Origin of the sequence: Muricauda sp. MAR_2010_75, from assembly GCF_000745185.1 — a bacterium.
Classification (GTDB): domain Bacteria; phylum Bacteroidota; class Bacteroidia; order Flavobacteriales; family Flavobacteriaceae; genus Flagellimonas.
Window position 1 is genome coordinate 3,383,398 of sequence record NZ_JQNJ01000001.1, and the last position, 21,226, is coordinate 3,404,623.

The 21,226-nt window shown below is 39.8% G+C and carries 16 protein-coding genes; 6 read left to right on the forward strand and 10 right to left on the reverse strand.

Annotated features, from left to right (window positions below):
* The first annotated feature begins 27 nt into the window (after positions 1 to 27).
* The 5 genes from FG28_RS15285 (at position 28) to FG28_RS15305 (ending at position 6,429) form a co-directional block, all read left to right on the forward strand.
* Complete coding sequence (locus tag FG28_RS15285; RefSeq protein ID WP_036384297.1) at positions 28 to 510, forward strand: hypothetical protein; 483 nt, start codon at positions 28 to 30, stop codon at positions 508 to 510.
* A 92-nt stretch (positions 511 to 602) separates the two neighbouring features.
* Positions 603 to 3,515, forward strand: a complete 2,913-nt coding sequence (locus FG28_RS15290) for a glycoside hydrolase family 3 N-terminal domain-containing protein (RefSeq protein ID WP_036384299.1) — start codon at positions 603 to 605, stop codon at positions 3,513 to 3,515.
* Between the two features lie 29 nt (positions 3,516 to 3,544).
* Positions 3,545 to 4,687 (forward strand): N-acetyl-alpha-D-glucosaminyl L-malate synthase BshA, encoded by a 1,143-nt coding sequence (gene bshA, locus FG28_RS15295; protein ID WP_036384302.1) that lies wholly within the window; start codon positions 3,545 to 3,547, stop codon positions 4,685 to 4,687.
* A gap of 3 nt (positions 4,688 to 4,690) precedes the next feature.
* Positions 4,691 to 5,146 carry a hypothetical protein gene (locus FG28_RS15300; protein WP_156102293.1) on the forward strand — a complete coding sequence of 152 codons (456 nt, stop codon included), beginning with the start codon at positions 4,691 to 4,693 and terminating at the stop codon, positions 5,144 to 5,146.
* A gap of 113 nt (positions 5,147 to 5,259) precedes the next feature.
* A complete protein-coding gene (locus FG28_RS15305) occupies positions 5,260 to 6,429 on the forward strand; it encodes an OmpA family protein (protein ID WP_051947400.1) in 1,170 nt (389 codons plus the stop codon).
* Positions 6,430 to 6,673: 244 nt separating this feature from the next.
* Here the strand turns inward: FG28_RS15305 and FG28_RS15310 are convergent, their stop codons facing one another.
* The 10 genes from FG28_RS15310 to FG28_RS15355 all read right to left on the reverse strand — a co-directional run bounded on the left by FG28_RS15310 (position 6,674) and on the right by FG28_RS15355 (position 18,471).
* Positions 6,674 to 7,708, reverse strand: a complete 1,035-nt coding sequence (locus FG28_RS15310) for a glycosyltransferase (RefSeq protein WP_036384306.1) — start codon at positions 7,706 to 7,708, stop codon at positions 6,674 to 6,676.
* 216 nt (positions 7,709 to 7,924) lie between these two features.
* The gene (locus tag FG28_RS15315) at positions 7,925 to 9,193 is read right to left on the reverse strand and encodes a carbamoyl-phosphate-synthetase (RefSeq protein ID WP_036384310.1); all 1,269 of its coding nucleotides are present in this window, start codon (positions 9,191 to 9,193) and stop codon (positions 7,925 to 7,927) included.
* A gap of 67 nt (positions 9,194 to 9,260) precedes the next feature.
* On the reverse strand, positions 9,261 to 10,502 hold the full coding sequence (locus tag FG28_RS20220) for a glycosyltransferase family 2 protein (RefSeq protein WP_231562642.1): 1,242 nt from the start codon (positions 10,500 to 10,502) through the stop codon (positions 9,261 to 9,263).
* A 109-nt stretch (positions 10,503 to 10,611) separates the two neighbouring features.
* Positions 10,612 to 11,358, reverse strand: coding sequence for an SDR family NAD(P)-dependent oxidoreductase (locus tag FG28_RS15325; RefSeq protein WP_036384312.1), 747 nt, complete (start codon positions 11,356 to 11,358; stop codon positions 10,612 to 10,614).
* A 155-nt stretch (positions 11,359 to 11,513) separates the two neighbouring features.
* Entirely contained in the window at positions 11,514 to 12,125 is a 612-nt protein-coding gene (locus FG28_RS15330) for a sugar transferase (protein ID WP_036384313.1), read from the reverse strand.
* Complete coding sequence (locus FG28_RS15335; RefSeq protein ID WP_036384314.1) at positions 12,125 to 13,264, reverse strand: glycosyltransferase family 4 protein; 1,140 nt, start codon at positions 13,262 to 13,264, stop codon at positions 12,125 to 12,127. Before FG28_RS15335 ends, FG28_RS15330 begins: the two co-directional genes overlap by 1 nt.
* A 27-nt stretch (positions 13,265 to 13,291) precedes the next feature.
* Positions 13,292 to 14,386 carry a glycosyltransferase gene (locus FG28_RS15340; protein WP_036384315.1) on the reverse strand — a complete coding sequence of 365 codons (1,095 nt, stop codon included), beginning with the start codon at positions 14,384 to 14,386 and terminating at the stop codon, positions 13,292 to 13,294.
* 39 nt (positions 14,387 to 14,425) lie between these two features.
* Positions 14,426 to 15,529, reverse strand: coding sequence for a glycosyltransferase (locus FG28_RS15345; RefSeq protein WP_036384317.1), 1,104 nt, complete (start codon positions 15,527 to 15,529; stop codon positions 14,426 to 14,428).
* A 93-nt stretch (positions 15,530 to 15,622) separates the two neighbouring features.
* Entirely contained in the window at positions 15,623 to 16,939 is a 1,317-nt protein-coding gene (locus FG28_RS15350; protein WP_036384319.1) for an O-antigen ligase, read from the reverse strand.
* Positions 16,936 to 18,471, reverse strand: coding sequence for a lipopolysaccharide biosynthesis protein (locus tag FG28_RS15355; protein ID WP_036384320.1), 1,536 nt, complete (start codon positions 18,469 to 18,471; stop codon positions 16,936 to 16,938). Before FG28_RS15355 ends, FG28_RS15350 begins: the two co-directional genes overlap by 4 nt.
* 541 nt (positions 18,472 to 19,012) lie before the next feature.
* On the opposite strand from FG28_RS15355, the gene FG28_RS15365 reads away from it, so the two are divergent.
* Positions 19,013 to 21,145 (forward strand): hypothetical protein, encoded by a 2,133-nt coding sequence (locus FG28_RS15365; protein WP_036384323.1) that lies wholly within the window; start codon positions 19,013 to 19,015, stop codon positions 21,143 to 21,145.
* Positions 21,146 to 21,226: the final 81 nt, after the last annotated feature.

A 21,226-nucleotide genomic window follows, 5' to 3' on the forward strand; every position in this document is an offset into this window, starting at 1 on the left:
GGGATTTTCCCCGAAAAATTCATAAAAATGCTAGTAGATTTTAGTGCACTCCCAGATACATCAAGAATTTGGATTTACCAATCCAATCGAAGCTTTACCGACGAAGAGCTTCAAGATATAGAACAAAATGTTTCCAACTTTTTAAAAGAATGGACGGCACATGGTGCTGAATTGCAAGCAGGTTTTGAAATAAAGTACAAAAGGTTCATTATCATTGGATTAGATCAGACCAATGCCAGCGCATCAGGTTGCTCCATTGATGCATCCGTGCACTTTATCCAAAACTTGGAGCAAAAATATGATGTGGAACTCTTGGACCGAATGAATGTTTCCTACAAGCAAGGCGAGTTCATCGCTTACAAACCCTTAAAGGATTTCAAAAAAATGGCTAAAGAGAAAGCCGTTTCCAAGAACACCATTGTTTTCAATAATTTGGTGGCAACAAAACAGGAATATTTGGACAATTGGGAAGTGCCCGCCAGTGAAAGTTGGCATGCTCGATTTGTATAGGCGAATTCTTAAAATATCTTAATTTCTGTACATTCTTCGACGAAATGCAATATTTTTATCAGCGATAAGTTCATGTCCTAGACAAGATATTTATGCGCATTAAACTCTACCTCCCCCTTTTCCTGTTTTTTTGTTTGCATGTAACGGGCCAAACCAACCCGTTGGTCACAAAGGATTCACTTGTCCAGGCCAATTGGGTGGAGGGCCAGTACAGCAGAATGTCCTTGGATGAGCGGATTGGGCAGTTGTTCATGGTGAGCATAGCTTCCAATCAAGATCAGGCATCAAAAGACAAGGTCAAAAAGCTGGTCAAGGAACAAGGCATAGGCGGGGTTATTTTCCTGTCGGGGGGACCGGTCCAGCAGGCAAAATTGACCAACGACTATCAATCTGTATCCAAAGTACCATTGCTTATTGGTTCTGATGCGGAATGGGGAATGGCCATGCGTTTAGACTCTACCTACGCTTTCCCTTGGAACATGACCTTGGGAGCCATTCAGGATAATTCCGCAGTGGAAAAAGTGGGTTATCAAATAGGGAAACACGCCAAACGTTTGGGGGTACATATTAATTTTGCTCCAGATTTGGATGTCAACAACAATCCCCAAAACCCCATCATTGGTAATCGTTCTTTTGGAGAAGACCCCAAAAATGTGGCCGAAAAAGGAGTCGCCCTCATAAAAGGAATGGAGCGGGCAGGTGTTCTTTCTTGTGGAAAACACTTTCCAGGGCATGGCGATACCGCCACAGATTCCCATAAAGCATTGCCCATAATCAATTCTAATCGGGAACAGTTGGACTCCATTGAGCTGTATCCCTTCAAGAAAGCAATGGAACAAGGATTGAGCTCCATCATGATAGCCCATTTGGATGTGCCCAGTCTGGAAAGTAGAGAGGGGTATCCTTCGTCACTTTCCAATGCTATTGTCTACGGATTACTTCAGAATGAAATGGGTTATAAAGGGTTGGTTTTTACCGATGCCCTGAACATGAAGGCCGTGTCTCAATTTGCTCCTGATGGGGAAGTGGAACTTCAAGCATTTTTAGCTGGGAACGACATGCTTCTAATGCCCATAAATGTGCTCGAGGCCAAGAAGAAGTTGATTGAGGCCTACAATACCGGGGTCATTTCGGAAGCACGATTGGCCCATTCGGTCAAAAAAATATTGATGGCCAAGTACAAGGCAGGTTTGTACGACTATCGTCCAATAGATTTGAACAATCTTTATGAAGATTTGAATGACATTGAAAACGATGTGGTGTATGAGGAGACCATTGAAGCAGCTATTACGGTAGCTAAGAACAATTTTTCATTGATGCCCATTAAGAAACTGGAGAACAAAAAAATTGCCTATGTGCAATTTGGAGATGATTCGGGTTCCACTTTTGTTGCATCGCTCAACAAGTATTTTAAGGTTACTCAGATTAAGGCGAAGGATATCGCGGGATATAAAAAGGAATTGGAAAATTACAATCTGGTGATCATTGGGTTCCACATGAGCAATGAAAGCCCTTGGAAAGGATATAAATTTTCTAAAAATGAGCTCTTTTGGCTTGAGGAAATCTCAAGATTACGAACCAGCAATACTATATTGGCATTGTTTGCAAAACCCTATGCACTTTTGGACGTCCTTAATTTTGACACCATGGATGGTGTTGTTGTTGGATATCAGAACAGCAAAATAGCCCAAGAAAAAACAGCGGAGGTAATTTTTGGAGCCACCGGGGCAACCGGAAAACTCCCTGTTTCGGCCCATGAAGAGTTTCCAGTGAACACGGGAGTGGATGTAAAACCGTTACAACGATTAGGTTATAGCATTCCGGAGCGAGTTGGGATGAGTTCCTCACAATTGGCCATGGTGGATACACTGGTACAAAACGGATTGGATTCATTGATGTATCCTGGAGCACAAGTCCTTGTGGCCAGAAAAGGTAAGGTCATATACAACAAAAGTTTTGGTAAGCCCACCTATAATTCATCGGAATATATTGATGAACAATCCATTTATGATTTGGCCTCATTGACCAAAATCCTCTCCACACTTCCCTTGATCATGAAAATGGAAGAAGAGGGTAAAATTGCATTGAACTATACGTTCAAGGAATTGGTCCCTGAGTATGAAGATACGGAACTTAAAGATGTAACTGTACTAAAAGCACTATCACATTATGGCCGTTTGCCCGCTTGGATCGCTTTTTATTTGGACACCTTGAACAAGGACAGAAGGCCTTCCCCTGAATTTTACAGTCACAACCCTTCCCAAGAATTTCCCTACCAAGTGGCGGATCACCTATACCTAACCAACGCCTACAAAGATTCCATTTATGAACGTATTGGGCGACAGAGTTTAAAATCAAATCGGTACCGCTATAGTGATGTTGGTTACTACGTGTTCAAAAAGTATATTGAGGAAACGTATGGAAAACCCATTGACAAACTTATCGATGAATTTCTGTACAGGCCCATGGGGTTGCAGTACACCGCGTTCAATCCACTGGATAAATTTCCAAAAGATGAAATTGTTCCCACTGAGGAGGACGATTATTATCGGTACCAAACCATTCAAGGGTATGTTCATGATATGGGTGCAGCCATGCAAGGTGGAGTGGGGGGACATGCAGGATTGTTCAGTACGGCCAATGATGTGGCCAAGATCATGCAAATGTATTTGCAAGGAGGCTATTACGGTGGGGAACGTTTTTTGAACGAGCGTACCGTGAAAAAATTCAATACCTGCTATTTCTGCAATAAGAATGTAAGACGTGGTGTTGGTTTTGATAAACCCCAATTGGAAGAAAGCGGCCCAACCTGTGGATGTGTATCCCCAAAAAGCTTTGGGCATAGCGGTTTTACGGGCACCTATACCTGGGCCGACCCTGATGCTGAACTGGTGTATGTGTTTTTGTCCAACAGAACCTATCCCTCGGCCACCAATAATTTGTTGATAAGATCGGGTTTGCGGACAAGGATCCAGCAAGCTATTTATGATTCCATTATAAATTAAACAACAAATATTGGCTTAGATTTGTAGTCATGAAAATTGCAATTGTTTGTTACCCCACATTTGGTGGAAGCGGTGTTGTGGCCACTGAATTGGGTATAGCCTTGGCCGAAAGGGGTCACGAAGTACATTTTGTTACCTATCGGCAGCCGGTACGGTTGGGACTTCTGGGAAATAACATCCATTTTCACGAAGTGCACGTACCCGAGTATCCTCTTTTTCATTACCAACCCTATGAATTGGCCTTATCCAGTAAATTGGTGGATACCATAAAACTCTATGGTATTGAATTGCTCCATGTGCACTATGCCATACCGCATGCCTATGCAGGGTATATGGCAAAGAAAATGCTTCAGGAATATGGTATTTTCATTCCTATGATCACAACCCTTCATGGAACCGATATTACCTTGGTGGGCAAACATCCTTTTTATAAGCCAGCGGTAACCTTCAGCATCAATAAATCTGATGTGGTCACTTCTGTTTCCGAAGCCTTGAAGAAAAGCACCATGGAACTTTTTGACATTGAAAAGGATATCGAGGTCATTCCAAACTTTATTGAAAAGTCAAAATACAGTACGGAATATACAGATTGCCAACGCACCTTGATGGCCAAAGAGGATGAACGTATCATTACCCATATCAGTAATTTTAGGAAGGTAAAGCGAATTCCGGATGTGATCAAGGTATTTCATAAAATCCAAAAAGAGATTCCCGCAAAATTGATCATGGTGGGAGAGGGTCCAGAAAAGGAAAAGGCAGAACAATTATGCGATGATCTTGGAATGAAGGAAAAAGTATTGTTCTTGGGCAATAGCACCGAGATTGATAGAATCCTTTGTTTTTCCGATTTATTCCTCTTGCCATCGGAAACGGAAAGTTTTGGTTTGGCGGCATTAGAAGCGATGATCAATAAGGTAGCTGTGGTTTCCAGCAATACAGGCGGAATTCCAGAAGTGAACAAGGATGGGATTTCTGGATTTTTATCAAATGTGGGCGATGTGGACGATATGGCTTCCAAGGCATTGCAAATCCTAAAGGATGAAACTGTTTTAGAAAAATTCAAACAAAATGCATACAATGTGGCGTCTAAGTTTGATATTGTACATATTCTACCGCTTTATGAGGAACTTTATGAAAAAGCCTTCAAATCCCGCTTTAAAAACACGTTTTGATTTATGCGGTTTATAATGCTCTTATCGCTGGTATGTTGTCTGTTTTCGTGTAAGGCGCAAAAGAGCTTGGCTGGAGAAGAAATTGAAGATTTGGTACTTGTGGCGCAGGACGGATATAGTGGTGTTATGGAGTATGATGCCATGGCGATTCGAGATACAAAATCCTTGAACAAATTTTATTCTCAGATCAACAAGACCCGAAAACCCGGGCTTCCCGTGCCTATGATAGATTTTTCCAAGGAAATGGCCATTGTGGTCTGTTTGGGAGAACAAAGGGGAGAAAGGATGCCCATATTGTCCAAAACAACTGAAACTGAAGACGAACTGACCATTGCGGTTGAGCTAACGGACCTTAAAACCACCAAAAATATAGAGGCAACACCTATTTTATATCCCTTTTATCTATATAAAATGCCGTTGACCGTCAAATCGCTCAGCTTTCAAAAGACGGGATGGTAATTCAAATGGGAATATGTACTTCTTATCGAAAATAAAAGCACTTGAAAGTGCAAAATCCACCTTTCTATAGCAGTGACATACCTTTGTTGTTGATTAACCTCAAATCCTGAATGATGAATATTTCAAAACCAGCGCTTGTAGCTTTGGCTTGTTTCTTTACAGCATCAACCTTTGCACAAGACATTGAATTAACAAAAAAGGATAGCATAGTACAAAGCTACTGGCTAGTATCCCTTGGAACCAATATCGTGGACGACTCTGGACATGAATTTGACAGGCTTTTTGACATTAAAGATGCTTGGAACATGGTACCATACCCATCTAGAATCAGTGTGGGGCGCTATTTTAAAAATGGTCTTGGTTTGGAGGCCATTGGTACCTATAATAAGTATAAGGAGGGAAAAATCATTGATAAACAAGTTAACCCTGAAGACATAGATTACTTTGGAATTGATTTTAGGGCAAGCTACGATTTGAACAAAATTTTGGGGGAAACCGGTTTTTTTGATCCTTATGTTGGAATAGGAGCGGGATATACCGATGCCAATAACCAGGGTAGGGGAACCTACAATGCGGTTTTGGGTTTTAGGACTTGGTTTTCCGATCATTGGGGTCTTGATATTAATACTTCGGGTAAATGGGCCATGAGTACAGAAAATGCGAACAATCACATTCAACATGCGGTTGCCGTGGCCTATCGTTTTGAAGTTGAAAAGGGACTTTCCCGAAAAGGAGAGGAAAAACTTGCTTTGTTGAAAGAGATGGAGGAAGAACAAAAAAGAGTTCAAGATTCCATTGCACAAGCAGAGGAGGAAGCTCGATTGTTGGCCGAACGTCTGCAAAGAGAAAAAGAAGCTGCGGAACTGTCTGCTGCCGAAAAGGCCAAAAAAGATGCTGAGGATGCCAGACGTGCCGCCCTTCAAAACAAAATCAATGGATTGGGCAATGTGTACTTCAAGCTTAATTCTTCCTATCTGACTTCCAAGGATAAAGAACTTTTGGACCAATTGGTCACCGTTATGCAAGATGAACCAAACTTGATCATTAAAGTAACGGCACACACCGATTCAAGGGGAACCGACCAATACAATCAATGGCTTTCGGAACGAAGAGCGGAACGTACCGTTGAATATGTTATTTCAAAAGGAATAGCAGGGGATAGGATTAGTCATGAAGCCTTCGGGGAGACCCAATTGGTAAACGAGTGTGAGGATGGAGTATATTGTACGGAAGAAAAGCACGCCAAAAATAGAAGATCGGAATTCCAGATTGTTGAATTTTAGGATTAAAGATACATCAAACCTTAAAAGCCATAGTGAAAACTATGGCTTTTTTATGTGTATTTTTTAAAGTAGAATGGATTCCAGCTACTTTTTTATATAGACCTGCCCATTGCCAAATGAAAGCATAGAGGTCGTTTGTAGCATGCTATTATTTGGCTACTTGACTTCTATTTTTAGGCAAAAAAAAAGCTACAGTACGTTTTATTATACCGTAGCTAGCTAGACCAAAATTTTAATGCTGTTATTAACGTGAGGGCATGATCTTCATCAATCCCATACCCAAGTAAAGGCATGTTTTATTGTTAAAGGCCGGGACAAAGGTCATATTGTACAAACGGCCAGTACTGCCCTCACCGATACCTCCAATTTTTGGGTCCATCGGATATGCTTCAAACGTGTGCAGTTTGGACAGTATTTGCTTTAATTCCTTAAAACTGAGCAGACGGTATTTTAAAGTTCTTATGATCAGGGCAAAAACATAAGCTTGTTGTTTGCCTTTTAAGTTTTTAACCACTCTGCCATAATCGGGATGGGAACTGTCCAAACCTTTGATCAGACTATGGAAATGTTCGATGGCATTGACCATTCCATGAATAAATTTGAGGTTGTGTGCCCGATCTTTGCTGGTCACGATGGAATTTTCAACTACAATGTACCGATGCACATCCATGTCCACTTTGGCCATCCTATTGGCTTTAAAAAAGAGACTGGCCGTAAAAATAGCATCTTCGTACAAGGTGCCTTCTATAAATTTCACCCCGGCATCCTCCAAAAGGCTTCGCTTAACAATATAACGCCACGCTTCATTTCTAAAACCGTGTTCGGCAACGTAGGTAATACCATCCATAACAACCACAGGCAGATTTTGTGGGTTTTGTGTCATGGAATCAAAATCAAGTTCGGAACCTTCTTTCTTTTCCTTGGTATTGAATTCCAGTACGTCTAGCTCATGTTCTGTGGCCAATTCAATCACGGCTTTTAGAACATTGGTGGCCAAATAATCGTCTGCATCCAGAAAATAGACATAATCGCCCTTCGCCGCTTCCAAACATTTGTTTCGGGCTACACTTGGACCTTGATTTTGTTGTTTGATGAGATGAATGTTAGCATGCTTTTCAGCATATTCCGCTACAATGGCAGCTCCTGAATCTTTGGAACCATCGTCAACAATAATGATTTCATATTCATTTGACGATAAGTCTTGATCCAATAGACTTTTAAAGCAACGCTCAATATATTTTTCCTTATTATAAAGTGGAATAAGTATGCTTAATTTCATTGCAATCTTAATTGGCTTGTGTTGTTGTTTTAATCACTAAAAAAATGTTGATTCAAAGATTTCAATGTTACTAACGCAATATTTGATTTTTTCTTATTATCCTTAAAATCAACATAAAACTAGGGCATCCTTCAGTATGGACAAATAAAATTGATTTAGTGCCGTTTTATGGGGCAAACTACTACTGTTTTGCCGAAACGAAGGAATTTCTCCTGTTTAATAATCATTTTCGTTAAAAGGCTTCAACCATTCCAAAATCATGTTCTCACCGTTGGTGTCCTTGATTTTCAATACTTCTTTAAACGCATTGATTTTGGAATTGATTTCCGCAATAGTGTCGGTCACCACGTATATTCTGGAATACACTTGTCGTTCGGTTCCCAACCATTCTTCTTCAACGGTGTCTCCTTCTTTAAATCGTTCCAGTACAAAAACGGTGTTTGGATCATTTTTTATTTTATCGACACCTTCAATGGAACCAATTTCGCCACCCGTAAGAAGTATCCAAATGGTACAGGCTGTCTTTCCTTTGAACCAATAATCATTTTTCTCAGCAAAGTCATCTTCGCCCATTTCTCCAGTGAAGGAATAGTTCACTAACATTTCCCTATGATCAAACCCATTGATATGGGCAATATGAATGTGAGGTGCCTCACCTTGCAATCTAAAGCCGGGATCATAAGCGTAGACAATCCCATTTTCCACAAAAAATTGAATGTTGAGTACGCCGTTTTGGATTTTCAACCCTTTGAAAAGTTCGCAGAGTTTTGGATGTACCTGATCTATGAACAGTTGGGAGTGCTTGGACGGATAAACAGCCCCAATACAAACTGGACTGGCATCCCCTTGTTTTTTAGTAGTAAGTCTATCTGATATTGCGGAAATATAAGGTACACCATATCTAAAAGTATAGTAGGCGGCCATATCATCACAGTCCATGTACTTTTCAACAAGGACAACGCCTTTTTTGGAAAATTTCAATGCTGTTTTTACCGATTCGTTGTAATCCTTGTCGTCCCTACAGATTTTCATACCAACACCACCACCGCTATCCACGGGCTTAATCATTAAGGGGTAGTCGAGGTTTTCAGGCTTGTCGATGTTCGTTTCATCCAAATAGATGCCGGGAATATCTTGAATGTTATATTCAGCACAATATCTTTTAAACCCGTCCTTGCTACAAAATGCCTCAACAGCTTCTTTGGTAGCATAGCAGTGTACACCCAGTTTTTCGCAAATTTCCCTGTAGGGCTTTACCAAGATGTCCGCTACGCCCACCAATACTGCATCTACATTACGATCCTTTGCCAACTTAACGATGCCGTCAATATCAAAACCATCTATATCATGGGTTTCTGAAGCGTTCTTTTTTGCTGGAGCATTGGGATTTGGATCAACAACAATGGTATAAATGCCCATTGCGTTTGCCACATCGACCAAAACGGCCGTTTCTGGGTTTCCTCCCAATATGATAAGTTTTTTCATAAATCAAAGTTATTACAACATCGTATTATTTTGATGTTCCAGGGGTTTCAATTTTAAACAGGCAGTATTAATTTTTTTGGAATTCAAATCGGTCATTGAAGCCCAAATCCATCAATATTTGTTTAATGTCCCCCATGTTTGTGTTTATTTCTACAATTTTGTTTTCATCAATGCCCATAAGCTTCAGCTCCTCCTTGATTTCATCGTGATTTGTAGGATTGATGGTGGCTATGATCAAATGATCGAAATCACTGTTGCTTACTGCACTGATGGGTTGTACATGGTTCCCACCAATATTTAAGGGATGGTAGTCCAGATCTATCCATTTGACCACCTCAAAAAAATGGGCTTTGGTATTCGTGGATAGGATGTGTTGCCCAAATGAACCTGAACTGTAAACAACCACTTTTGACTTGGGTCCGACATTTAAAAAAGGATTGAAAACCAGATTGTTGTCCTCGTCAAAAATCAACCCTCCAGAGCGAACCAGAATTTGGGAGTACAAATAGTAAGTAATCTGTTTGTCCAGATTTTCCTTATCCAGAAACTTGCTGAGTTTTGATTTTAGAAAGCTTGTCAACAGCCCCAGCCTGTAATATTCCATTTGTGGATTTTCAATGGATTTTACGATGGAATCATGCCGTTGCCTATAATAATAAACGGGAATACGGCTTACGGTGACTTTTTTTGAAATGGCCAGGTAGGCATAGGTTATGGCGGCGTCTTCTCCCATGATTATTTCGTTGGGCACATCATAGAGAACTTCACTCAGTAATGATTTTTTAAACAATTTGTTCCACACATAAGTTGATATACCATGCTCACAGAAACGACCATTATAGATGGCGTTGGGAAGAATGGAGGATTGCAATTCTTCATGCTCATAGATGCCTGTGGATTTTGGTTTTATGGTCTCAATTTTCCCATCGAATTCCCTGAAATGGCCCGTGACCACAAGATCAGAGTCATTTGCCACGGCAAGCTTGAACAGCACATCCAAATAAAATGTATCTACCCAATCATCACCGTCAACGTATGCAATATATTTTCCCTTGGCTTGATCCAATCCTGCCTTTCTTGCACTTAAAAGTCCACCGTTTTCTTTGTGTATGACTTCTACCCGGGTATCCTTCTTTGCGTAATCATCACAAATTTTGGGGCAACTGTCAGGACTGCCATCATCCACCAAAATCAATTCAAAATCTGAAAAAGATTGGTCTAAAAGGCTATCGATACACTGAGGCAAGTACCTTTCAATCCGATAGATGGGAACAATAACGCTTATTTCAACAGTATTCAATTGACTCATAGTTTATGCAATTCAATATAAAACAAACCTCCTATATAAATATTGTTTTCGGTGGCTGATTTTGTCATATATGGGAATCTATTTTGAAAAATCAAAGATGGATCATACTTTAAATAAACTCTCCTCCTGTAATTCGCACCAATGAGCCAGTTGTCATTGCTGATTCGTCTGAAATAAAGTACATGACCGCGGGTATGGGGTCTGACGTATTGAGCATTCTACCCATTGGGATAATTCCAGATGCCTTTTCCTTTAGTTTTTCCTCGCTTACGCCTTCTTTGTTTCGCAGTTCAAGTTCACCCTCGGTATTGGTCCAACCCATGACCAAATAATTTGATCGCACGCCATATTTGGCATAATGATGGGCTATATGGGTTGATAAGGTATACAAACTACTTTTTGTTAGAGCGTAGGGAGCGCGGTCAATTTCACCGTAATCCATATGCGCCGACCCAAAAAATAGGATGGAACCCGACTGTTGTTCAACCATGGATTTTAGCACGTGTTTCAATAAAAAGAATGGTGCTTTAAGGTTGATGTTGAACACACTGTCATACACATCTTCCTCAGCATCAAGAATTGAGGCAACAGGAGTAATGCCCGCATATAAAATTAGGGCATCCACTTTTTTGAAACGTTGTATGGTCTGATTGTAAAAGTTTTCTATTTCTTCAATACTGTTCAAGTCCAACTTATGGAAATAGAGTTGATTTTCGGCCTGTGTAGATTGGATAACCTTATCGCCTTCCTCTTGGTTTCGCCCACAAAAGGCTACATTATAACCTTTTTTCACACAGGATTTGAGGATTTCCTTGCCTACTCCCTTGGATCCCCCTAAGATCATTACAGTTTTCATGTTATATCAGCTTGCCTAAATTCGTACATTGTCCAAATCTAGGTATTTATTGGTATGGCTTTGATTTTTATCTATAAAGTTGTTCAAACATTCTTTGAATCGTACATAAGTGATGCCACGTTCCTATTTTGAACGTGCATCCCGGGTTAAAAGATTCACCCATTTTTGGTTCCCATAAACCGCTCCATGGTTTGCTCTTCACTGGCCGATATTCCATCGCGCTGTACTACTTTTTGCACCGTTTTCATCAAGATTTTTACATCAGTGGCGAAACTGATGTTATTGACGTACCAAACATCCAACTTAAATTTCTCTTCCCAACTTATGGCATTGCGCCCATTGACCTGTGCCCAACCGGTAATTCCAGGTTTTACATTATGCCGTTGGGCCTGTTCGGAATTGTAGAGTGGGAGGTAAGCCACCAAAAGGGGTCTGGGCCCCACAATGGACATGTCTCCTTTGAGTACGTTGATAAGTTGCAAGAGTTCATCAAGGGAGGCCCCACGCACAAACTTGCCCACTTTGGTGATGCGTTCCATATCGGGGAGAAGGTTGCCTTGGGCATCCTTCTTATCGTTCATGGTCTTGAACTTGATGATAGTAAAGATTTTCTCATTTTTCCCTGGTCTTTTCTGAAAGAAAAAGGGTTTTCCATTATTAGCCCATGCTAGCAGAACGGTCAATGTTAAAATAATGGGTGACAGCACCAGTAGCGCGATCAATGAGACCAAAAAATCTATTATCCGTTTAAAGAACCGTGAATACATTATGTTATATTTTGGTTGATGATTCTAAGTAAATCAGCATTTATCAAACGAACATCGAACTTCTGTTCAGCAAGTTTTCTACTTTCCCTACCCATTGCCTCAATTTTATCTGGATTATCCAAAAAGTAGCTTACGGCCTTTTGAAGAGGTTCCAATTCTTTTGGAGGAATCAAAAATCCGTTTTTTCCTTCAAGTACAGTTTCCCTACATCCGGGGGTTTTGGTTGTTATGATTGGCAAACCTACCGACAAGGCTTCCAAAATGGATCTCGGTACGCCTTCCCTGTAATAGGTGGGCAGAACAAATATATCTGCAGCATTGAGATAAGGTCTAACATCGGTTTGCGTACCATGATGTACAATTACACCATCATCATGTAGTTTTTGTAATCTTGATGCCAATGCGATCAAGTCTTCAGGAGGGCTTCCAACCACGTGGAATTTAGCGTCCCTGTTTTCCTTATGTACAGATACTGCTGTATCCAGGAACAGTTCAATACCCTTTTCAACCATCAATCGGCCAATTATGATGAAATTTACGATACCTCCTTTATTGAATTCATGAGCTTCTTTGGAGCGAAATCGATCTATATTGATTCCAGAACCGTTCACTAAAAAGGACTCCTTGTTTTTGGGAAGAATACCTTGTTCCAAAAAAAGGTTTTTATCATCCACATTCTGAAAAATGGCAGTATTGTTTTTTCTGAGGGCAAGCTTGTACAAAAGTCGTGAGACCTGACCCAATAGTTTGGACTTTATGGAAACGCCGCTGAACGTAAAGCCAAGTCCCGTGATCAGGGAAAACGTCTTGATATTTAATTGTTGTGCTGCAAAAGAGCCATAAATGACCGGTTTTATGGTGTAGGCAAACACAAAGTCTATCTCCAGGTCTTTCATGATTTTTTTAAGTTCCCAGACACTTTTAAAGTCTTTAATAGGGTTTAGCCCTTTCCTTTGCAGGTTGAATTCAACGGGATGGGCGCCCATGGCTTTCACCTTTTCAATACTGTCATCGTAGAAATCAGGAGCAGCACACCAAACATCATAACCCGCTAGAACAAGTTCTTCAATAAAGTCTTTTCTGAAATTAAGCAGGGAATAGGAAACAGAACAAATAATTAGAACTTTTGGCTTTGTCATTGATTGTGGCGTTTATTGAATTGTTCCTTATTTTTTAATGGCACCCGTATAGCATTGCAAATAGCCTTCTACCATATCTTCTATATCAAAATCTTTAGATCGAGCCATGCATTTTTCAACTACAGCTTTATAGTAATCCTCATCCTCAATCAGTTTGTTTATGCTCGAGGCCAAAGATTCATGGTCCCCTTTGGGAAATAGGATTCCATATCCCTGGACCACTTCGGTAAGACCGGGCACATCGGAAGCCATAAATGGTTTTCCTGAAGCCAACCCCTCAACACAAGATAGGGATAGGCCTTCAAAATTTGAGGAAAGAACAACAATATCAACAGTTTTTAGAAGACGGGGCACATCATTGCGCAGTCCGTAAAAATGAACTCTTTCCGATAGCTTCAACGAGGCCGCTAGTTTTTCTTGTTCTGTTCTCAACGGACCATCACCCACTAGAATAAGATGTGTTGTCTCTGGAAGATGTTGTAAACTTTGAATCAGTGTTTTTTGATCTTTTTGAGGTGTAAAGCTCGATACTTGCAACAAAAGCGTCGTTGTTTCATCAAAACCCAGTTCTGTTTTTTGATAGGGCTTTGCGGAACTTACCTCATTTAGATTAATCCCATTATTGATTTGAAACACCAACTTTTTCAATTTTCCAAGGTGCTCCTGCAGGTTTTGGTGCACTGCATCCGATATGGAAATGATTTTGGTGTAACGCCTATAGATAACCTTGTCAATGTGTTTTAGTAGGGGATGGTTTCTACGTCGGTTGGTAGTGTTGTGCTCGGTGTAGAAAAGTTTAGGGCGAACATTCCCAAGAAAACTTGCAAAACCAACCCAATAAAAAGATGGAAATAGGTGCACGTGTACCACATCATACTGCTTCAGCAATCTTCTTAGCTTAAAAATATGCGTTGGACTGTACATGCTTTTGCCTTCGCCCAAGTTGTGGATTTTTAACTCAGGACTAATTTTTATCAAGCGTTCTAGAAACGCCGTTTTTTGGCCGTTCAGTAAAGCCAGTTCAACATCCACCCCTTTTTTTAGATAAGCGATACATAAATCGGTGACCAGTTTTTCTGCTCCACCTGAATTTAAAGAATTGATTACCTGTAAAACCTTCATGAAATTAAAATTCTCTACTACATAACGTAGCAAATCAGTTTATTTTATTTTTTCCTGAAATTTTTTCTTGGGGGAGACCAAACCTAGAAAAAGGTTTTCATATTCAGATAAAATCTTTTCCTCCGAATATCTGGAATATACGGACTCCCGGACGGCACTTGAATCCCAATCGTGGTTGATGGACAATTTCAATTTCTTCAAAAAATCGGAATGGTCCTTGGCTATATAACCGTTTAGCCCGGGAATAATAATTTCATTGATTCCACCAGGAGCGTCAAACACAACGGCTGGCGTGCCTGTTGCACAGCTTTCCAACAATGCATTTGGGAAACCTTCAACATAAGAACCCTGAAGATAGAGATCGTTCTGCGCCAAATACGCATTCACTTTATCCGTATGCGAAATAAATGTGATTTTTTCAATAAGCCCCAATTCGTCAATCAAGTTCACTAAGGTGTCTTTATAGTCTCCAGACCCAATTATGGTGTACTGAAAAGGTTTATCGAACTCAGACAGGACTTTTAAAACCCTTTGAAACCCTTTCCGTTCCGTTAACCTGCCAATGGTGATGAACCGCAATACATTGTCCTCTGAAAATTTGCGTTCCTTTAACTTGAATTTTGAGGTTACCGGATTATTGATGACCACCATTTTTGAAACGGGCAAGCCAAAATTTTCAATTAAGTCCTTCTTCATGTCAATGGATTGACAAATAATCTTATCCTGTGATTTTAATGCCAAGCGATAGGGCAAAGCAGGCCTTTCATTTTCGGTACTCTCATTCTCCATACTAAAGCTGGATATGGTGGTTTCCCTGGCCACAAATTTTATCCAAGGAAAAGCAAGTCCGATCAGCCCTGTTACCGTATTTACGTGTCCCATGGCACCAATCACAATTTTAGGCCTGTTCTTGATCAGAAACTTAATAATTGCAGGAATGGCATTTTTGACCCGGCTTTTGTTTAGAAAGGTTACGGGAATGTTCTCTACGTTATATTTCTGGTCAGCATTGGAACCGGTAATCAGCAAATGGGAATTAAATAGGCTAGGGTCTATGTTTTGGGCCAAAAAAGACATCACCCGCTCAGCACCTCCAGAACGCAATGATGGCAAAATAAAAAGGACATCAATTTTTTTCTCCAATTCTAAATGGGTTTTATGGTTTTGTTTTGAAAAGCTCTTGCGACTTAATTTTGATGAACATTATTGGCCATTGTTTTAGGTTGATTTCGCTTTTTAATCAGGAATTGGACTCAAATGCTGTGATTCCTCCTCTGGTTTTGAAAGTAAGCCCTGGGATTCGAGACCCAATAACATTAGAACCATAAAAAACGGATAGTCCGCACTGAGAAAAATGTTGTTGTGAAAGCTTATATGGGTGGCATAGCCCAACAGGCACAAGATAAAAAAGACCCGCATTATGGAATTTGAATTTCTATTGTGCTCCAATAAAAATTTCACCAACATAAAGAGCAGCCCATACCCAAGCAACGAATAATAAATGCCCACATTGATGATGCCATTGTGTGAAGTTAAATGCAATATGGCAGTATGTCCAAACTTGTGGTACATATCTTGTTTTACGGCTTTGTATTCTTTTTGGGATACTCCAAATGGATAGGTTACTGCAGCAGTGACACCTGTTAGCCATAATAATGGCCTACTATCAGACTCCCCTTCTGAACTCAATTTGGTCAATCGGGAGTTTTTGGGCAAAAAATAGTCTTGGCCCACAACAACGAAGAGTGAAAGAAGCAAGCCTGCAACAAACATGGCAGATTGGTACATAGGCCTTTTTTTATGGGGAACAAAAAAGAAATAACCGCCAATTATAACAAGTTCCCCCAATAGCAATGAACGGGTCTGGGTAAGAATGGAGCAAACAAATAGAACTCCAAGCAAGCCCATGTAAATTCTTTTTTTGGTTTTGATATACATAAAAAAGGCCATGCAAAAACTGCTTATGGCAAAGTAAGAGAATGAGATGGTAGAGGCAAAGGGGCCAGCTAACCTGAATCTATCAGCATACCCTCCAGAAATATACATATCTTCGTTTTCAAGAGTTCCAGAAACACGACTACCTTCAGTCACATTTGAAAATAGAAACCTTTTAAATTCAAACATTTCACTAGCAATGGGCGAAATAGGGTGCTGTAAAAGGGCGAACAGACAAATAAAGAAATGGCCTATTAAAACTACATTTACGTATTTTAAATTCTTTTGGGCAATAAGGAAAAATAAATAGGAAAATACAATAAAGGAGAATCCCTTGAACAAATCAATTAAAACATATTTGGTTTCTATTTCATTAAGGGCCAAAATACGGAGATTAACAAGAAATAGTAATAGCGTGAAAGCTACTAAAAAAATATTCCACCCCCTAAAAAAGGAATTGGTCTTTAGCGCTGTTAGATAAGGCTTAAAGAGTATAAAAAAGAATAGGAACTCCAACCCACGGTCAATACTGATAAGGCCTCCCAAGCGAAATTTGATAAAGACATTGTCAAACGCCAATAAAAAGGCAATAATTATGTAAGGGACCTTTAGATTCATGGATGTTCTGCAAAAAAGTCTTTAAAAATGGGTACTCGAACCATATAATTTTTAATCTTTCCAGGCAACGAATTGGCAACTAAAATAAACATGGAAAGATTATTAGGGGTAAAAATTATATTTTTCTTGCTCTTAAAATATAGTACAAATATGGGCAAATATACCGTTACGGTTATAGCCAGATGAATCCATTTTGATTTAATTTCGAAATAATAGAGCACTACCGTGCTCAGCACAAAAAGTAAATGAAAAATGATGTTTTTTGATAGGTCTTTTATTAGCCCAACACCTGAAAAATCCAAAACCTTATAGAGTCTATAGGCTATTTGCACATAATTGATCACAGTGGCCACCAATACCCCGGCAGCGACCCCAGGCAACGAATAGAGAAGGCCACCAATATAGGTGCAGACAAACATTAAGACCGCAAATATCAGTTGGTAATAGGCTCCCCTGTACACAATCCCCAACGATTTAAGGTATGACTTGTTTATTCGGGTCCCAAAACGGAAAGCCAGCCCCAATATCAACAATTGCAGTGGTAGTACCGCAGACCCCCATTGACCTCCCAAAAACGCATCGATAATAAATTCTGCATTGATCAAAATCAATACACTTATGGGAACCAAGAGCCCAAAACAAAAGGTTGTACTAAACGTATAGAAAGATGATAGTTTTTTAATGTCGTTCTGTTTTTGGGATAGAATAGGGAATAGGACCTTGTCGAAAATAGTCCCAAAAAAACTGGCGGGTATGGAATACAATTGGAAGGCCTTTGAATAAAACCCCAACAAAGCGGTCCCCAAGGTTCTGCCCACAATAATATTATCCGCTTTTTCACCAAAAAAGTTAAATATAATCCCTAGGGTATGACCTGAGCCAAAAAAGAACAGATCCTTTAAAGGCTGCTTTTCCAAACGCAATGAAAATTTGGGGACCTCATAACAAATGGTCAAACAAACAGTAATGCAAAGTCCAATAAACTGGCCCCAAATGAGTGACCAATACCCATAACCCAGATAGGCCAAGATTATGGAAACTGTACCTGAACCCAAGAGGTAGGCTGCCAGGCCAATTTTAACCCCCACATCAAACCGGAACTTTCTACTCAATAGGGCTTCACCTACACTGCCAAAACTTACCAAAGGAAAAAAGATGGAAAAAAATTGAAGTGCCTCAATGTCTTTTTGAATGTGGAAAAAATCAGCAAATACTGGAGTGAGGGCATAATAGGCAAATCCCAAAAGGGTTCCTAAAAGAATGGAAAACGTATAGGCCAGTGAAATATGTTTGTTGGTTATCTCGGGTAATTGAACCAATGAACTTGCAATACCCATTGTAGTGATTTGCTTTGTAAAATTGACCACGATCATGATTATGGCAACAACACCAAATTCTTCAGGAGTAAGTAGCCTGGATAGAATACCTATGACCAATAACTGTAAAACAATTTGGACAACTGAACCCGAAAAATTCCAAATAAAGCCTTTTATTCCTTTTTTGGTAAGTGAATCGTTCTTTGAAGGACCCATAAAAAGTTTACAAAATTAGTCTATTAAAAAAGTTAACGGTGAATCAGTCATTTATTGTTATGCCATTGGATTTTTTAAAGCGCAGTGGGGGTACAGATATTACAAAACTTCGCTGTATTTTCCAGATTATATTTTTTATTGGACCGTTGTATTGGATCCAATAAATTTCGTAACAAAGATTTCATCAAAATTCACGCTAAGGTCTAAACTTTTTTCGAGCCAAAAACATTTTATCATCCCAACTACCCATTTTTTCGTTATAGCATCCATTTTGGATGCAAAAACAGGCGAAAACGCTAAATCAATGTTAAAACTGTCGCTCCAAAGATCCAAAAGAAAAATGGACCCGTATCTCGGTGAAAAAATTGTTAACCCCATAAGGCAATCAAGAGCGATTGTATGAATTTTAGTATCGATGAAATAACTGATATTTAAAAAACCATGTATTTCATCGAAAAAAGACAACTTTTAATCGGAGTTTTTCGTTTTTAATATACTATTGCATACTGAATCTTGAATTGTACTTTTTTTAACCTTACTTATGAAACGTAACCCCACCCCAACTACGTTTATGTTGTTTATTATTTCTTTTTTCTTTTTGGTGTTTTCTTCATGTCAAAAAGATTCAGATTTATTCGCCGAAGCAGTTTTGGATGACCCAGAAACCATAACTGACAATGATTCTGATGGCGGTAATGGTTCTGAAGTTGAAACAGCAACAATTACGTTAAATGCAATTGATGATGCTTATTTACAGGACGGCAAAGGTTTTGATGAAGACATTGTCCGCGTTGAAGCCGATGTAAGAACAACCTATTTGAAATTTGACTTAAGATCTATTGAAGGAACCATAACGGATGCGTACCTTGAATTTACCACTGATTCCGACCAAGGTCATGGTCACTTGGAAGCTTATAAAGGAACTGGTAATGATTGGACCGAAGAAACCCTATCACTTGAAAATGCTCCGAGCATTGGAGTACTTTTGGGAGAGGTGGACAGTGAATATGCTGTTGGCTATAATCAGCGTATCCCTTTGGAAATCAAATCGTTGACCCCTTCCTTAACATCCATTGTTTTGAACATTGCATCTGGAAATGATATTTCAATATCCTCAAAGGAGAGCCCAAACAATCCTGGTCCACGCTTGGTGGTTGAATATGCGGGCAAGGTTAATGACAATCCACAACCAGATGATGAAAATGGCAACGACGGCAATATTGTTATCGATGACGTTATCACACTTAATGGTTTAAAAGCATTCCCATCAGCCTTTGGAGCCGGCAAAGATTTTAGAATCAATCCTTCGAGTGCTAGAATCTATGAAGTGACTAATCTCAATGATAGTGGTTCAGGTTCATTTAGAGAAGCTTTTGAGGCATCTGGCGAAAGGATAATCATTATAAAAGTTGAAGGCATAGTAAATCATACATCTCCATTGGACAATCAATCATCAAGTAACGGTAATGTAGCGATATGGGGCCAAATGGCGCCGGGATTGGGAATGACGCAAATTGGGGAGAGGTTCTCATGGAGGAACTCTGGGAACATTCTCATAAGGCATATCACTTCCCAGCACAATGATCCAAGCTGTACCCCCAATGTTGATTGTTTTGACTGTCTTAATTTTTACAAACAAGAGGCTAATTCTTCTATTTACGTAGACCATTGTTCATTTAGATATGCATCTGACCAAGTATATACGATAGAAAGCGAAGAAGGTACAGCCAAAAGTACTTCGGCCTATCTACTTATAGCAGAGGCGAACCCAGCTCACAATACGGGGACCATAATAGGCGACCAAGGTAAAGATGAAAATGATGTTGGTAATTTCACGTTTGCTCGTAACATGTTCTACAACATAAGTCACAGAACACCCAATATGAGTGGAAGAACTGGCGGTTTTGAGGTCTACAATAACTGGATTTCAAACTGGAACGGTAGGCTTTCCAGGACAAATGGAAACATTGATGTTGATTGGTTCAAGAACTATGCCCAAGGGGGCAACATGTCCCATTGGACAACAGCACACGTGAACCAAATGGGTGATGGTATTACCGCTTTCTACACCTATACGGCGGATAATTATGTAACAGGCTTTGATGAAAGCCCATCTGGGAACCAAACAAATCTTTGGGTGAATTTTAAGGACAATTCAGAGGGTGGTGATGAGAGATCAATATTATCATATCATTATGAATCATCAAGAATAAATAATTTTGGAGACCCTGCTGATGGTATTTGGGATGTCATGAACGTTCCCAACAAACTACAATATGCAGTAGGACATAACAGAGGTATCAATGCCGATGGTAGCCCTGGATTTTTCAGAGATGATATTGATACAGAATACATTGAGCGTTCTATTAATGGGACAACCCCTTCCCGTTATCGTGAGCCTTCAGAATGGAATAACACATCATTCACCAATACAGATATGTATGTGGATTCCGATGGTGACCATATGCCAGATTGGTTCGAAAACCAGCATGATCACCTTAACCCCAATAATCCAAATGATATGTTGGCAACCCATGTGGATTGGACCTTTGCTGATGGATATGCAGTAGTGAATAATGCAGGATATACCAATCTTGAAATCTGCGCCGAATACTATGCGGGAGGTTTTGAAACCATGATTGACGGTACCAATAACCTAAAAATCAACGACTGATTTTTTAATTCTTCTTTAATACAAAAAATAAAGTCCTGTTGACAGTTTTAATGGAACCGCCCTATGAATTTCATAGGGCGG